Genomic DNA, 14,405 nt, shown 5'->3' with positions numbered 1-14,405 from the left:
GCAGGCCGCTCAGAAGGGCCGCCAGACGCGCGGCAGGACGTCATGCCGTAGCGAAGCAACGCGACGATCGAACTCGGCCCTGATGTCGGGACTCTCCTCCACATTCTGCATGAGCCACGTGGTCATGGTGATCTCACGAATACGGCGCAGGGTGTGGAAGCCGGGCCACTCGGTGATGTCGAAGCCGTAGGCGTCCACAGCCTGTGCGTACTCCTCGCGCGCCACCCACCGGAAGCCTCTGAAGGGGATGCCCACGCCGCTGCTGAGATCCCACTCGCGAGGTCCGAACGCGAACGCCTCGAAGTCGAGCAGAATCACTCGCCCGTCCGTACGGCGGAGCAGGTTGCCCTTGTGCGCGTCGCCGTGGATGTGGCCAGCGGGCAACGCGAAGTCGAGGGCGTTGTACTCGACGTACAGGTCCTTAACCCGCTTACGCAGGAACTCAAGGTCCTCATCGGCGACGGTCGAGGCGCAGACCAAGCGGTCCCCAACGCGGCCCAGCGGGTCGAAGAGCGGCAGGATCAGGTCCACCGGTTTGGCCAGGCTGTGCAGCTCGTTGAGCATCGCCGCCAAGTCTACGAAGTCCAGAGGCGGGCTGTCGCTCTCAATGTAGCCCCAGAAGGTCACCACCCGGCCGTCATGGACGGTCGCCTGCGGGCAGTCCGGAAAGAGCCGCACGCTGGGGAAGTCGGCGCTTTCCAGCCAGGACGCGACCGCCACCTCTTTGCGCACCTCGGACAGGCGATCCACGGTTCGAGCGATCCTCACAACCACCGGGGCCGACGCGAGGCGGTACATCGCGTTCTCGCCGATCCGCATGAACCTCGCATCCCTGCTGTCCAGCCCAGCGTGTGCGCAGGCCGCGACCAGCGCCCTGTGCGCGTCCTGCTGGGAGAAGCCTCGTGCGGTGTGAGTCTCGGTCATGGATCAGTCCTCGCTCTTGGTGTCTGGTGGACCGGTGGCCACGAAGCGGCCTTTGCTGGGGACGACGACGATCAAGCCCTCTTGCTGAAGCAGTTCCAGGGCCTTGCGTACCGTGATGCGCGCGGTGCCGAACCTGCCTGCGAGGACAGGTTCACCAGGCAGGCGTACATCAGGCGGAAACTCGCCGCTCTTGATAGCGGCGCGGAGCTGGTTGGCCACGTCCTCGTAGCGGGTACTGGGCTTGGCGTCCTCGGCGGCCTGCCCTTGCACCCTGCGGCCGCGACCCATGTGGCTGACGACCAGGCCCTCGCGTTCCAACTCCGCGAGTGCTTGCCGGACCGTCCCGCGGGCTACGCCGTACGTCTCCATGAGCGCCGTCTCGGACGGGATCATCCCGCCCGGCGGGTACTCCCCTGTGGTGATCCGCCGACGGAGGTCGCTTGCCAGCGTGGCGTAGGCGGGTTGAGCTTTGCCTTGAGTCATGAGGCTCCCTTGCCGAGCAACAACGGACTCAAGGCTAAGACGACAGAGCATCAGCAGGGATGACCACGGCCTCGTCGAGGATCCGTGCTTCGCCTCCGTGCTGCGGCCCGGCATGGGGCGAGGCGGCCCTACCTGCCGCTCTCGATTTGGTTGGGCCCAGGCTCCGCCATGGAGCGACCAACGGACCGGTGCCATCAACGAGCCTCGCCCGTGAGGATCATCGTCCAAACGCGCTCTGCCACGGCCCGCGGCCATGGCCCGGCGTAGAAGACCTCGGGAGAAGTGGTCTGGTGCGTGCGACGGATCATGAAGTGGCCGCCGCAGCTCAGCAGCTCATAGACGAGTGCACGGCAGGAGCAGGTGTAGTCCACTATCCGCAGGCGGACCGGTTCCTCCTTGGTCCAGTCGATGTGCGTCGTGGTGGTGGCGGCGGTGCTGCGGCCTGGCGGGTGAGCGGCGAGCCTCGGACAAGGCCAGGCATCTGCCTCTAGACCGAGAAGCTCAGGCATAGCGGCAACCTCCCCTACCTTGATGTGGCAACGTTTCTGCTGCTCGTTCCTTATGAGCATATGCCTACAAGCCCTTATGAGGTAGTGGGGTTGTGATGATGACCTGTTGTGATCGACTTCGGTTCCGATCGACCTGTGCACCGCCAGCTCGCCGACATCATCCGCGCGGACATCGCAGCGGGGCGACTCGAGCCTGGCCAGGCACTCCCGTCAGAGGGCCGGCTGATGCAGGAGTACGAGCTCGGCCGCGTAGCCGTACGCCAGGCACTCGGGGTACTGCGCAGCGAGGGACTGATCGTCACCGTGAAGCGTGAAGGCTCCTACGTCCGTCCACAGGCCCCCGTCGAACGGGTGATAGTGGAGGGGCCAGCAGAGGTCACCGCTCGCATGCCGTCCCCAGACGAGCGAAGGGAGCTGGACATCCCCGAGGGGGTTCCGGTATTCGTCCTCAGCCAGCCGCACAAGGGCAACCGCATCCTGCCCGCCGACCGGACAGCCCTCGTTTGGGGTGTAGAGAGATGACACGCACAGCCTGACGTTTCAGACAACGAGCAGGGCAAAGCCAGCAGATGCTGGGGGCGGCCAAGGCCAATAATGCCTCCCGAATATCGTCGCGCCGACCCGGCATACGAGGGTGATCGGGTTGGGATCATCCCCGCGTGCGCGGGGAGCACCCGACCACCACAGGTGACGTGCTGATCCCGCCGGGATCATCCCCACGTGCGTGGAAGGCACCGGCTGCTGGAGGCGATGCCGGGCCCGAACGTGGGACCGTCCCCTGCGGGAGAGCACTAGAACGTGATCGTGTTGCCGGCCGCGCCGTTTGGGCTATCCCTGCGTACGCAGGGAGCACTGCACGTCGATCCCTTCGCCCAGCACGCGGGCGGGACCATCCCCGCGTGCGCAGGAAGCACTACAGCATCGCCGCAGCGCCCACGACAGTGGGAGAGCCATCCCCGCTATGCGCGGGGAGCACATGCTCTACCTGGCGCCTGATGCCTACTACACCGGGCCATCCCCGCATGCGCGGGGAGCACGTCTGTGGCGGGCGGCACGATCAGTGTGAAGGCGGGCCATCCCCGCATGCGCGGGGAGCACACTTTCTGACCTGCGATGCCACTAGATCAATCGCTGTATTTTGTTCACCACTCAGTTCTACAAGAGGGGCTTGATCAAGATCAGGCCACAGCCGTAGGCGCGCCCACGGCCCAAGCCAACCGTCAGGACCTCGGCGAACACGCGAGGATCGGTAACGGTCAGTTCGCCGCGGATCTCCGCGCGGCCAATGCGAACGGCGTGTTTGCCGTCTTTCTTCTCAACGACGCTGGAAATCTTGGGCAGGATGCGGGCGACCAGCCCAGCCGGGTCTGTGTGAGCGCCGATTCTACGTACGCCTCTCTCGCTGGTCGAGGGCTCGCCTGGCGCCTGGAGTCGTTCGGCGAACCATTGCCGCGCGTGGTCGGCGGTTGTGTCGGCCAGGCGCTTCAGGTCGCGCTTGCCGTCGGCGGGAGGCGGCGCATCCGGCCTGCGATGGCGGTCGCTCATGCGGGCCGGATTGATCACGGATCGGAAGCGGTATCTGTCACCAATTTCGATCTTCTGATCTACGAGGATGACATCTGGGGGCTCGGTGAGAGCTCCAGATGGGATCCGTGACCAGTCGGGCTGGACGCGTGATTGGACGACGACAGTTAGCTTCCCGCTCTTCAGATCGGCATTGGCCGTGTAGAGAACCTGCATTTGGGCCCGAGCGTCGAGAGCACCATCTTCGACCCAGCCGTAAAAGCCGCTCATGACAAGCCGATGCATGTCTTGGGCGTTGAGCAGGGCCTTGGAGGTGAGCCTGTGTCGAGCGTCCAGCTCCAGAATGCTGTGACAAGCAACGAAAACGGCGCTCACTCGAACTCCCATCGGATGGCGGGTTCGCTCAGCGGTATGTGGCGGCGGCGTTCCCAGCGCTGGGTGTGCACCCGATGTCGTGAGGAAAACGACACAGGCTGGTCAGCTACCGGGACGCTGTTGCGTTCGTTGGGACTGGTCTCGATCCACACGTACGGCTCGGCCTCGGTGGCGTTGGGGAGCAGTGCGGTGCGTTCCAGCACGGATTCGATTGGGCCGTCGTGTACGCCGTGGTTGAGTCGTTCGGCCGGCGGGCAGTTCTTCCGGCCAAGCCAGAGGAACCTTCGTGGGCAATCCAGGCGATCGGACAACCGCTCCAAGAGGGCGTGGTCGTTGGATTCCACAGCGGCCACGAACGCGGCATCTGACAGGTACCAGCGTGTCGTGATCAGTGGACTACGGCCTACCGCGGCCTTTGCTTGAAGAGAACCAGACTCATCGGGATGGATGCCTTTGGGTGCGCCGTACCAGGTGGGGACGTCAACGACTCCGAACGGGCCTTCCTCGTGGCTCTCGATATCGGATATCCCCGCTGTTCTCCGGTGGTCGAGGATCACATCCCTGGGTCGAATGGGAAACCTGCCGCCCCCCACGGTGTGAAAGTCTCGTATGAGGACGCCCGGCCGGTCGGCTCGTACCCCAAAACGCAGTTGCGCGAAGACCGCGAGCGACAGAGCGTCCGGGTAGTCGGCGTCGTGCTGGTTGCGGTTGTGTCCGTCGGCAGCGGCGAGCAGTCCGATGACACCGCTCTTGGTGGGGCGTTCGGGGTCGGTGTCACGGTGCAGAAACCGTGAACCGGTACCCCACGCTTGAAGCGGGCCCGCCAACCGGATGAGCAGAGTCGCTGTCATGCCCGGCCGCCGTGGGCGAGCTCGCCGGGCGTATCCACTTCTGTCACACCGGCCGCGTCATCGGAGCGGAATTTCTGCAACAGGTCGGCGACGTCTATGTCGTAGGTCAGCACGATGCCGCGGCTTATGCCTGGAAGCTTGCGCGCGGCCAGCTGGTGCTGGCGGATGAGCCGGCGCACTGCCTGAATGCTGACCGGGTCGCCGCCTGCTGCGGCGGTCAGCGGCTGCTCAAAAGCCGCAGCGTAGTTGACCGGCCGGTTGCCGCTGACCGCCAAAACAAGTTTGGGCAGGACTCCCAGGGCCCCCGTGCTGGTCTTCTTCGCAGGCGGTACGGCGTGGGAGAACGCTTCGACGAACGCACGCTCAGCGGCGTTGGCTGCGGCGTCGACCTGGGAGGCGTCCATTCCTCCATTGCGGAGGTTGCGCCGCAATTGCTCACGATCCAGGACGGCGTTTCGGTAGAACGTGCCGGAGGTCAGGCTCTGATAGCCGGTGATCGCGGCACCGCTGTCGTCGCCGAAGCTGGCGTCGATGGCATCGAGGGCGTACCTCTTGCGACGGTCCTTCTCGTCATCCACCGCGGTGAAGAAGTCTTCGTCCGTTACGCCCTCATCGACGGTGAAGGGATGCATGGACTGGATCGCCCCATCCACGTTCGGCGATTCGACGATCTCGGCAAGCATCCGACCGTAAAGCGCGATATCGATGGCATCGGCGGGCGCCAGGGCCGCGATCGCTTCGTCCCTGATCCGCTTGGGTAGGGGGTTGGCCTCTGCCTCCTCCTCGTCGCCGACGATATCGGCCGTGCTCCCAGTAAGCGGAGCATCTTCGGCGGACGCCGCTGCCGCACGGCCTCGGCGCGTGCCGCGAGCCTTCTTGGCGGCCTCCTTTTTCGCCGCCTTAACGCGATTCTCTCGGTCCATGATGAGCCACGGAGTCAGTTCATCCTTGTGATCAGAGATGATGGCGGCGAGCTTTACTGCAGCGTCAGCGGGAGCGAAGACAGCGACCTTCGTAAGATCCGGCCTCTTGCCTTCGTCACCAAATTTAAGTCGGCACGCTGTCAGGACCGCTTTGGCAATCTCATCGGCCTCCGCCTTATCCCAGCCGAGGGCGATGAGTTCCTCAGCGGTTTTGATGCCCCACTCCCGGGTGCGTAGCCCAAAGGCATATCCAGCCAGTGGTCCTGTGCCCTCGTTGGCTCGATCCCGCAAGTGCATACGCTCTGCTCTGCGCCAGCACTGCGCGGAGACGCGGGTGCGGACCACCCCGCCATACACGAGATCTTTAGGGAGATTATTCTCGTCACGGTTGAGCAGTACCCCGGCGAACGTGATGATCGAGTGCAGCGACAGGTACTGGTCGGTCATGACTGCTTCCGTTTCTTCGGCGGGAGATAGAAGTCGCTCGCCCAGTCGTGCTGGACGGTCTTGCCGGGGTCGTTCCACAAGCGCAGGTCAACGGCGAGTTGCGCCCATGAGGGCGGCGGGGTTATCTTGTCCGGCCGAAGCTGGTCGATGGCGTGCTGAATGCGTCGCCACGGTGGTTGACGCGAGACCAAGATTTGGTTGAGCAGTCGGACGCATCCGTCGTTGTCAGGCCCCTTGGAGTTCGGCCCACCGATGCGGCGCATGGCGAGTCCCAGACTTCCGAACCCGTAGTGTGCGTCGCGACGGCCAGCGTGAAAACGTGCGAACAGATAAGCCACCTGCTCAAACACAGCTATGCCTTGCTTGTCGCCGTACGCGAAGGTTCCCGCGACCAGGCGTGGCACCGTGAAGACCCGGGTGCGACGCAGGTCTGCGAGCGCTCCGACGTCGCGGGTATTCACCAGGCCCGCGAGCCATCCGACCAGCCGTTTTTCGGGCGGCCGCTCATCATCGCGCTCGTAGGGTACGAAGAGTTCCTCCTCGCGATCGCTTCGTGACATGGATCACTCCGAATAGGTCTTGAAGGTGGTCTTACGAGCAAGCTGGTCAAGCAACTCTTGGCGGGCTTGGACAACGGCCCGCCAGCCACGCGTGTTCGGCGGCAGTGCGCGGAGCCGTTCATCGAGCGCGCCAACGGCTACGGCGCGCATGGTGGTGGCGTGCGTGCGAAGGGAGGCGACGTGGCTCGCACCATTGGCAACCTCGCGGAGCAGGTGATGGAACGGTGCCCCAGCTCTGGCCCAGACTTCATCGGACGCGTCGAAACGCCCGGTTAGCGCCTTGGTGTTCTCTCGGCTGCGCGCTGGATAGGCATATCTACATGCCGTGGCGGCAGCGCGCTGGATGGCTTGGACCGCTTCGTCGGCGAGCTTGACTCCGTGCTCGGCCGCGTTGCGGAGTTCGTCGGCTCGAAGCGGGTTGTAGGGGAACATGTCGCGGACCCAGCCTCGTACTTTCGAGTTCTCGGCGTCCAGGCCAACCGCAAGCAGGCTCAGGGGACGATCAAGGTCAGCGACCAGTGTGAACAGGCTCGTGCGGCCCGATTTCAGGCTGGCGGCGTAGATGGCATGCGCGTCGCGCCATAGCGCCTTGCTCAGGCTGGCCTGCATAGGTCTGGTCGAGAGGTAGACGGCGTCATGGTCGCCAATCGGACTCTTGGTAATCATCTCCCCAGCACCCATTAGAACGCGATCCACCACGACCTCGTCAGGCGACTCGAGTCCAGCGCGAGGGCGCAGCAGGATGGAACGTCCCAGAGCGCTGTGCCAGTCCGCCGGCCCCTCAGGAACGCGCAGCTCTCGCGTCGAGGCGAACCTTCTCCGTTCTGTCCCGCTCGTCCATGTGGTGTTCAGGGTTCCGCTCTGCGGTGCCGGGCACAGGTTGAGACGCAGCGTGTCGGCCACGGAGTCGCCAACGGCCAGGATCCTCACCCGCGCGCCCAGTCGGCCCACCGACCCATACGTGAATGGTCTACCGAGCGCGCCAGAGACCGATCCCATTGTCCGTCCACCCAGCCCATAGGCGTGCTGAGTAATCATCGCGAGGAAGGCATCACGTGCCAGCACCGGTTCACGGTCATGAAGGTGGACATGATCAGTGAACTGGTTGTAGTCCTTGGCCCGCTCCAGAATTAGTTGGACCGGGCTGTATCCGTGCTCGGCCACCTGGTCGGCGAGCAATCTGTTCTGCCCGTACGGCCGCACGGGATCGAACAGATCGAAGAGACCGCGGTTCTCCGGACTCGTCAACCACTCGACGACAGGTTCGAGCGACCGGCGCCCCTCCACCCAGGACTTCCACATGCTAGGCCGCGTTGGTGTGAAGCCTGCCGCGTGACAGATTGCAAGGAGGAGTTCATAGACCGCGATCTCTGTACCTGACGACGGGTGACTGATCGCGATGTCGTCCTCTGCATGAGCGAATGCTCCAACGAGAGATCGCCAGACAGGATCAGGCTCATTTTTTGTCAGTGCAGGAATGCATTCTTGAACGGCCAGGTCGAACCCTAGCCGGGCTAGCCCATCCTCCGAACGCTGCATATTCATTGCACCGCCAACTTGATGAGAGATGACGTAACGCCGTGGACTCTATGCCAACGACGGGCGGCCTGTCCCCCGAACCCGAACCACACCTGCTGGTATGGGGCAAGACGGACCGCAGCGGAGTCAACCAGCAGGCAGGACGGGCGGCATGGAACCCTCTGCTCGCCCACTCGCTCGACACGGCAGCCGTTACTCTGCTGTTGTTCGACGACTATCTGGCCGACCCCGTCCGCCATCTGCTCGCCGAGACATTCGGCCAGGGAGAACCCGCCCGAGCGCGCAAGATGGTCGCCCTTCTGGCCGCGCTGCACGACATCCCCGGCAAGGCATGCTCGGAATTCCTCAAGCTGTTCTACCCCAGCCGCGACAAGCACGGCCTGCGAGCTGCAGCCCGACGCTGGGAGGGAGAGGCACGGACCGTCGGGCTGCCCCTGGTCACCAACCTTGAGCAACACCCATCCATCGCCCACGCCAAGGTGACCGCTCGTTTGCTTCCCCGGCTTCTCGGCTGCGCGTGTCGACGATGCGGATCCGATGGTCTGAAGACCCCGACGCTCCACATGGTCGGCGACTTGCTCGGCGGGCACCACGGCCACATCCCCAACGCCGATCAACTCAGCGGAATCAGCATCGATAGCTGCAACAAGTGGGAGAACATCCATCAGGCTCTCATCGGCGACCTCGCGCGTCTATTGGACATCGATCAACGTGACGTCAAGCAAACAGTCGCCAAGCCTGCCCGCCCAGCAGCAATGCCCCTGTTCGCGGGCCTTGTCGTCTTGGCCGACTGGCTCGCCTCCAACGAGTCGTTCTTCACCTACCGCGACGCGGCAACCCCGACTCTCGACTGGTGGGCCTCGTCCCAACGGGAGGCCATCCACGCCGTCGATAGCCTCAACCTGCGCCGCTGGCCCGTGGAGCAGGCCACCTGGAGCACACTTTTCGGCGAACAGCACCAACCACGCCCCGCTCAACAGGCGGTCATGCGACTGCTCCCTCGGACCGGGCCGGCGATGGTCATCGTGGAAGCCGACACTGGCAGCGGCAAGACCGAAGCCGCCTGGTGGGCGGCCCACCATCTAACTCTCACCAACGGCTACCACGGCATGTATATGGCGCTGCCCAGCCGCGCCTCAACCGAGCAAGCGGCCATGCGCGCTGCGACGTTCGTCAGCGCCAGCCTTGCGGGCGACATCGAAAGGGCCAACCTAGCCGTTGTCCACGGTACGGCCGCGGCTTCCGCAGTTGCCGAAGAACTCCTCCAGGCCGCCGCTTCGCCAGGTTCGGCCGTCGCACCCGACGACATCAATCTGATCTGTGGCGACGAACTCCGAGCCGTTCTGGACGAGTGGTTCTTGGCTAGCAAGCGTGGTCTGCTGTCCCCCTTCGGCATTGGGACCGTCGATCAGATCGTCCTCTCGGTCCAGAAATCCCGCTTCTGGTTCCTTCGGCTGTTCGGTCTGGCCCAGAAGGTCGTCATCATTGATGAGGCCCATGCCTATGAGCTCTACCAGCAGACACTGCTCAGCCAGGCAGTGACCTGGCTCGCCGACGCCGGAGCCTCCGTGATCGTCCTGTCGGCCACCTTGCCGGCCTCGGCCAAGAACCTCCTCATCGATGCATGGTGTCTAGGCCGCAAGGCTCCCCTCAGCCGGAACGATCAGACCACCAACACCATCACCGTTATTGACGCGAACGGCATGGCCGTCGGCGACTCTCCGAAGGCCATTGCGAACAACGCAGCCGCACCTCAAACCGCGTATGACGGAGCGCTGGAGCTGATCACCCCGAAGGCGTTCATGGGACCCGCCAGTGCAAGCCTGGAGCACCGGTGGGCCCGGACCATCCTCGAAGAGGTTCGAGACAGAGGCATCGTTGCCGTCGTACGCAATCGGGTGGACAGCGCTGTGGACCTCTACACGGCGGTCTGCGAGCTCGCCGAGGAATACGGATGGACGCCCGACACAGAGGTCCTCCTGCTTCACGGCCGGCTCCTAGAGCGCGATCGCAACCGCATCCAGCGGCACCTGATCAACCTTCTCGGCCCGCATCCGGATCGAGAACTACGGGATATCAAGCCCAATCCGCAGCGGCCTCCACGCATGCTGCTCATCGCCACCCAAGTGATCGAGCAGTCTCTCGATCTCGACTTCGACCTGATGATCAGCGATCTATGCCCTGTCGACCTGGCCATCCAGCGCCGCGGACGCGTACGCCGCCACCACGTCAATGACTCCGGCCGAGCCCCGCATCTCAACGACATCACTCCACTGCGTCTTCTGTGGCTGCCCTCCCCAAATCGAACGCCCTTGGTCGCCTACCCCGACAACATCGATGGCGCCGTTTACGCCCCCTACCTGCTTGCGGCCACTTGGCACGTCCTCACGGAGGATCGGGATACGCCCCGTCGGCAGGTCATCAGCTCTGACCAGATCCCCGCACTGATCGAGACCGTCTACGGACAACAAGCCGTGCGTGGGCGCACTCCTGAGCTGGACCGTCTCCTTCAGTTCACATGGCACGACATGCAAAACAACCTCACTGAAGAACGCCTAGAAGCCGAAGCCAGGATGGTCCCCGCCTACCTTGGCCACGACGATGATGGCCCCGAAGTAGCAGACCTATCCTCCGACTGGCTGAATGGCGAAGAAACCGACCAAGGTCTACCTGCCCACCTCGGCGCGCGCTCCCGCCTTGGAGCCGACAGCTACGACGTGGTCTGTCTGTTCAAACAATCTGACGGCAAGCTGACCTGGGATCAAGCCGGACAGAACCCTGCCGATCTGAAGTATTACGACCGCACCAAGCAACCTGCCCAGTACCGCGAGCAACTTCGCCAGCTACTCCTCAACACCATCCGCATCCCGCACCGCTGGTTCCAACAAGGCAAGTGGCCGCCCCCCAACAAGTGGCCCCTCACCGGGAACGGCCCCATCCGCATCCGACCGACCCTACTGTTCGACTCAGTCGGCACATGTATCCACGGCCTCCCTGGAAAGATCACCCTCACCCAGAAGACCGGGCTCCAAAGGACTGGTTCGCTCAGGCCCTCACGCGCACGCTATCGTCGACCACGTTCAAGTCCCTTGGAATGACCCGTTGGCCGGTGCGATGAACCACCCACCAACGACATCCTCCCCGCTTCAGCGGGGCACCTATCCACTTCTGAATGGCTACCGCCATCACTGCTACATGCTGGTAGACGAGCAGGTCACAAAAGAAGCCTCCCGTGCGTGCGGGGATGGCCCCTTGGCCGAGTTGGAGACGGTAGGCGTGTAGTGGTGCTCCCCGCGCACGCGGGGATGGCCCCATGACGTACGTGATCGGCGGCGTTGGCGGTGTGTGTTCCCCGCGCACGCGGGGATGGTCCCGACAACGTCTCGGTGGCCGGATACGGCCTGTAGTGCTCCCCGCGCATGTGGGGATGGTCCCGCCTTCGTCTCCACGTTCTGCCTGTCCGTGCCGTGCTCCCTCAGAAACCGTATAGGTAGCGGCGATTGTCGAACGCTTCTCTTCCTCCTTCAAGTAGCTCCTCTACTGTTTGCCGAACCCCCTGGTCATCGATAGAACCACAGCCTTCGGGACTTATAACGCCAGTGATCCTACCTGTGGTATCCCAAGCCTCGAGAGTAACGATCTGGTCGGCATCGCCCAACACAGGAATGTTGGCGTTGTGAGTGGCGAAAATGAGCTGGCGCTTAGTCTTGCATGAGCGTATCTTCGGTACGATCTCATCATAGATAAACCTATTGTCGAGATCATCTTCTGGCTGATCAATGATCAGCGGCGCGCTGCTCTCTTGCAGGAGAATAAGTAGGAGGGCGGTCGCCTTCTGCCCAGTGGATAGGCGATCGAGTGTCCGCCAATTCTCGGCACCTTGCGTGCCCAGATTCAACTCAAGCTCGGTGGTGAGAGGAAGAACCATCTCCTCGATAAGCATGGAGAGCTCTTCTCCAGCGTTGGCAAGGAGCTCTGCCTGCATCCGCGTGATCGATGGATATGTACTTACTATCTCTTGTATTCCGCCGCGACATGTATCGGCGAGTTCGCGAGCCGACAGAGTGGCGGCGGCTTCAATAGCGGAGCGAATCTTCTCCTTCCTGCCGCTCAAGTGGTCATCTATCAACTTCACTAGAGGGCTTCGGTCCCTGCCTTCGACGATCTCTATGCGGACGGTGCCCGTAAGTCTGCGACTGATCTTCTTTGCCGCCGACTTGAGATCGCTCACGCGATCACGTTGAAGTTCTTCAAGTGTCCTGATCAATTGCCGACGCTCGTCCTTCAGGCGCTGCAGGTTAGCTGCTAGCTCGCCATGGCGTGGGCGGAATCCTTCAAGGGTTTTAACCTCGCGAGTAAGTCGGAGGTATTCGTTCCCATCTATTCCATCAGGCTGAAGGGCGCGCAATGCGTCATTGAGCGCGGACCGGATGCCAGAGCTTTCCTGGATCCATTTCTCCTTGACACTTTCGAGCTCTTTTCTTGCTGCTAGTACGGACGATCCCATGTCGGCGATGGATGTGCTAATCGAAATGTTGAGGTGATTGAGAACCGACTTAGCCTGCTGCAAGAGCTCCGCGTTGGGCAGCTGCTCACCAATCCGATCGTTTTCGAGGAAAGTCGTGTCGATGGGCTGCGTTCCGGGCCAGTCGCCCGGTCCGCGATAAAGACCGTCAACAGAACTGAGAGCTCGCCCGAGGAGAGTCTCTTCTTGCTGCATCTTCTCTTGAATTGAAAGCCGTTCGGCGATACCGGCTTTCTCGAAGTTCTGAAGGCGCTCTCGCAGCCTAGGTAGTCGTCCGAGCTTCTCTTCGATGTCCTTGAGTTCCCGCTCTAGGTCCAGGATGCCATTGCGAGACCTCTGAAGCTTCGTCTCGAGCTCATGGAACTTCTCCGAATACGCACTCGCTTGAGGCATGTAGCGGGCGATCATGCTTGTTAGTTGCTTTTTGTCGCGTGCAAGATCTGCAAGCTCGCGCTGGCCGTATGCTTCAATATTTCCGAACAGATCGACTGGAGTGGAGTGCATTTCTGCTCCATCCGCAGTGCTTACGGTAGGTTCACCGGGAACACTCCGTTCGACAACATAGTACGTCGGCGTCGGCTTTTGGCATCTGATGAGTAGCTTGATCTGCGTGCCGCTCCCCAGAACGTTCACATCGTTCACCATTGACCGATGCTCTTCTATGGCCTTGTGGGTAAGCGGTTCGACACCGAGAGCGTATCGAATACTTTCGATCACTGTGGACTTTCCTGATCCGCGGCCACCGATAAGGGTATTCAGCGATTCGTTCAGGCGAAGCCGTACCCCATCAAGGAAGCCGCCGGTCCACTCAATTCCTGTAATTACAGGATGCTCCGAAGCCGTAAGAGATCCTCGCTCGATGCGGGTAGCAGGGGTACGGAATGCGAGATCGAGACCCCTTGCCGTTAGGCTCGACATCCTGATCCAGGTTGCGGAACCTGGTTTCCCTACGTCGCTTGGACTGTTAATGTCCGCTGCGTTGATAAGGGCCATTGGAGCGGCTCTCTTGTACTCGGAGTTCTTGCCTTTGAGGATATCTCCATGTGCCTGAGAGGGAGCTCCTCCGGAGAGTCCCGCAGCATGGAGGCGAGGGTTGGTCCATGCTTGAACGCGAGCTTGCCCTTTCAGCTGACCGAGCAGCCCTGCGTCTGTGGTGACATGAGGAGCAATGATTGTAGCGTTCCAGCGCTCGGCGCGAATGAGAAGTTCGGCAATGTCAAGCATGCCTGGTGCGGAATCCTGGCAATCTGCTTTGATGCCGCACTCGCCGATACACCTGTTGATTTGCCCTGCCGATGTGTCTGGGTCAAACAGAACCAGTAAGTGTACGCCTTCTTTGCTAGTGGCTTCAAAGCCCGGGAAAACAACAAGGCCCGCTGATGTCGCATGACGCCGAAGCTCTTCACCGCTGTCAACGCTCCAATGGTCTGTTATCGCTATGGCGTCAACCATGTTTGTTTTAAATGCGGCAATCAAGGAGGTATTGTAACTCTCCTCGTCCGGAAATGCCGGATCGAGCTTATTGTGGATAGCTAGATAGGTGAAGGGGTTGACTTGCAAGGCGCAACGGTACCAGCGAGCCCCCTCGCGTAGAACGGTCCAAGCGTCGATCATGGAGCATCCTCCTGAGGGGATGACGTGTAGAACGTCTCATCCTAGTTGGCGGGTACACCTTCTGTAACGTGACACACAAGCGACTCTCAAGTGCCTGGAGTCCCAAATGTCTCATTAGCGATGAATCGCGC

At 62.2% G+C, this 14,405-nt stretch carries 11 protein-coding genes; 2 read left to right on the top strand and 9 right to left on the bottom strand.

The annotated features are described in order from the left end of the window. Window positions 1–9 precede the first annotated feature (9 nt). From ACQP2T_RS07035 to ACQP2T_RS07025, 3 genes are all read right to left on the bottom strand, one after another. Window positions 10–924 (bottom strand): phosphotransferase enzyme family protein, encoded by a 915-nt coding sequence (locus ACQP2T_RS07035; RefSeq protein WP_433515384.1) that lies wholly within the window; start codon window positions 922–924, stop codon window positions 10–12. 3 nt (window positions 925–927) lie between these two features. Further along, window positions 928–1,407 (bottom strand): GntR family transcriptional regulator, encoded by a 480-nt coding sequence (locus ACQP2T_RS07030; protein ID WP_433515383.1) that lies wholly within the window; start codon window positions 1,405–1,407, stop codon window positions 928–930. Between the two features lie 194 nt (window positions 1,408–1,601). After that, entirely contained in the window at window positions 1,602–1,916 is a 315-nt protein-coding gene (locus ACQP2T_RS07025; protein ID WP_433515382.1) for a hypothetical protein, read from the bottom strand. Between the two features lie 108 nt (window positions 1,917–2,024). Between ACQP2T_RS07025 and ACQP2T_RS07020 the strand changes: the two genes are divergently transcribed. Next, window positions 2,025–2,438, top strand: a complete 414-nt coding sequence (locus ACQP2T_RS07020; protein ID WP_433515381.1) for a GntR family transcriptional regulator — start codon at window positions 2,025–2,027, stop codon at window positions 2,436–2,438. Between the two features lie 633 nt (window positions 2,439–3,071). Here the strand turns inward: ACQP2T_RS07020 and cas6e are convergent. The 5 genes from cas6e to ACQP2T_RS06995 are packed head-to-tail and all read right to left on the bottom strand — an operon-like array spanning window position 3,072 to window position 8,135. Continuing rightward, window positions 3,072–3,815: a type I-E CRISPR-associated protein Cas6/Cse3/CasE gene (cas6e, locus tag ACQP2T_RS07015; RefSeq protein ID WP_433515380.1), complete on the bottom strand. Its 744-nt coding sequence runs from the start codon at window positions 3,813–3,815 to the stop codon at window positions 3,072–3,074. After that, window positions 3,812–4,666 (bottom strand): type I-E CRISPR-associated protein Cas5/CasD, encoded by an 855-nt coding sequence (gene cas5e / locus ACQP2T_RS07010; RefSeq protein WP_433515379.1) that lies wholly within the window; start codon window positions 4,664–4,666, stop codon window positions 3,812–3,814. The genes cas6e and cas5e overlap by 4 nt, the downstream gene beginning before the upstream one ends. Further along, window positions 4,663–6,036 carry a type I-E CRISPR-associated protein Cas7/Cse4/CasC gene (locus ACQP2T_RS07005; RefSeq protein ID WP_433515378.1) on the bottom strand — a complete coding sequence of 458 codons (1,374 nt, stop codon included), beginning with the start codon at window positions 6,034–6,036 and terminating at the stop codon, window positions 4,663–4,665. Before ACQP2T_RS07005 ends, cas5e begins: the two co-directional genes overlap by 4 nt. After that, the gene (gene casB, locus ACQP2T_RS07000) at window positions 6,033–6,596 is read right to left on the bottom strand and encodes a type I-E CRISPR-associated protein Cse2/CasB (protein WP_433515377.1); all 564 of its coding nucleotides are present in this window, start codon (window positions 6,594–6,596) and stop codon (window positions 6,033–6,035) included. Before casB ends, ACQP2T_RS07005 begins: the two co-directional genes overlap by 4 nt. 3 nt (window positions 6,597–6,599) lie before the next feature. Beyond that, window positions 6,600–8,135 carry a type I-E CRISPR-associated protein Cse1/CasA gene (locus tag ACQP2T_RS06995; protein WP_433515376.1) on the bottom strand — a complete coding sequence of 512 codons (1,536 nt, stop codon included), beginning with the start codon at window positions 8,133–8,135 and terminating at the stop codon, window positions 6,600–6,602. A 50-nt stretch (window positions 8,136–8,185) separates the two neighbouring features. On the opposite strand from ACQP2T_RS06995, the gene cas3 reads away from it, so the two are divergent. Beyond that, window positions 8,186–11,233 carry a CRISPR-associated helicase Cas3' gene (cas3, locus tag ACQP2T_RS06990; protein WP_433519723.1) on the top strand — a complete coding sequence of 1,016 codons (3,048 nt, stop codon included), beginning with the start codon at window positions 8,186–8,188 and terminating at the stop codon, window positions 11,231–11,233. Window positions 11,234–11,610: 377 nt separating this feature from the next. On the opposite strand, the gene ACQP2T_RS06985 is transcribed toward cas3, so the two are convergent. Continuing rightward, complete coding sequence (locus ACQP2T_RS06985; RefSeq protein ID WP_433515375.1) at window positions 11,611–14,220, bottom strand: TrlF family AAA-like ATPase; 2,610 nt, start codon at window positions 14,218–14,220, stop codon at window positions 11,611–11,613. Window positions 14,221–14,405: the final 185 nt, after the last annotated feature.

Origin of the sequence: Nonomuraea sp. CA-143628 (assembly GCF_050942315.1) — a bacterium.
Classification (GTDB): Bacteria; Actinomycetota; Actinomycetes; order Streptosporangiales; family Streptosporangiaceae; genus Nonomuraea.
Note: the sequence above shows the minus strand (reverse complement) of the source record. Positions and strands in the feature narration are given on the sequence as shown.

What these genes read in the sequence shown, in the direction of transcription:
- cas3 (WP_433519723.1), top strand. Translation starts at nt 8,186, where the DNA reads ATGCCAACGACGGGCGGCCTGTCCCCCGAACCCGAACCACACCTGCTG.
- ACQP2T_RS07025 (WP_433515382.1), bottom strand. Translation starts at nt 1,916, where the DNA reads ATGCCTGAGCTTCTCGGTCTAGAGGCAGATGCCTGGCCTTGTCCGAGG.
- cas5e (WP_433515379.1), bottom strand. Translation starts at nt 4,666, where the DNA reads ATGACAGCGACTCTGCTCATCCGGTTGGCGGGCCCGCTTCAAGCGTGG.
- ACQP2T_RS07035 (WP_433515384.1), bottom strand. Translation starts at nt 924, where the DNA reads ATGACCGAGACTCACACCGCACGAGGCTTCTCCCAGCAGGACGCGCAC.
- casB (WP_433515377.1), bottom strand. Translation starts at nt 6,596, where the DNA reads ATGTCACGAAGCGATCGCGAGGAGGAACTCTTCGTACCCTACGAGCGC.
- ACQP2T_RS06995 (WP_433515376.1), bottom strand. Translation starts at nt 8,135, where the DNA reads ATGCAGCGTTCGGAGGATGGGCTAGCCCGGCTAGGGTTCGACCTGGCC.
- ACQP2T_RS07030 (WP_433515383.1), bottom strand. Translation starts at nt 1,407, where the DNA reads ATGACTCAAGGCAAAGCTCAACCCGCCTACGCCACGCTGGCAAGCGAC.
- ACQP2T_RS07005 (WP_433515378.1), bottom strand. Translation starts at nt 6,036, where the DNA reads ATGACCGACCAGTACCTGTCGCTGCACTCGATCATCACGTTCGCCGGG.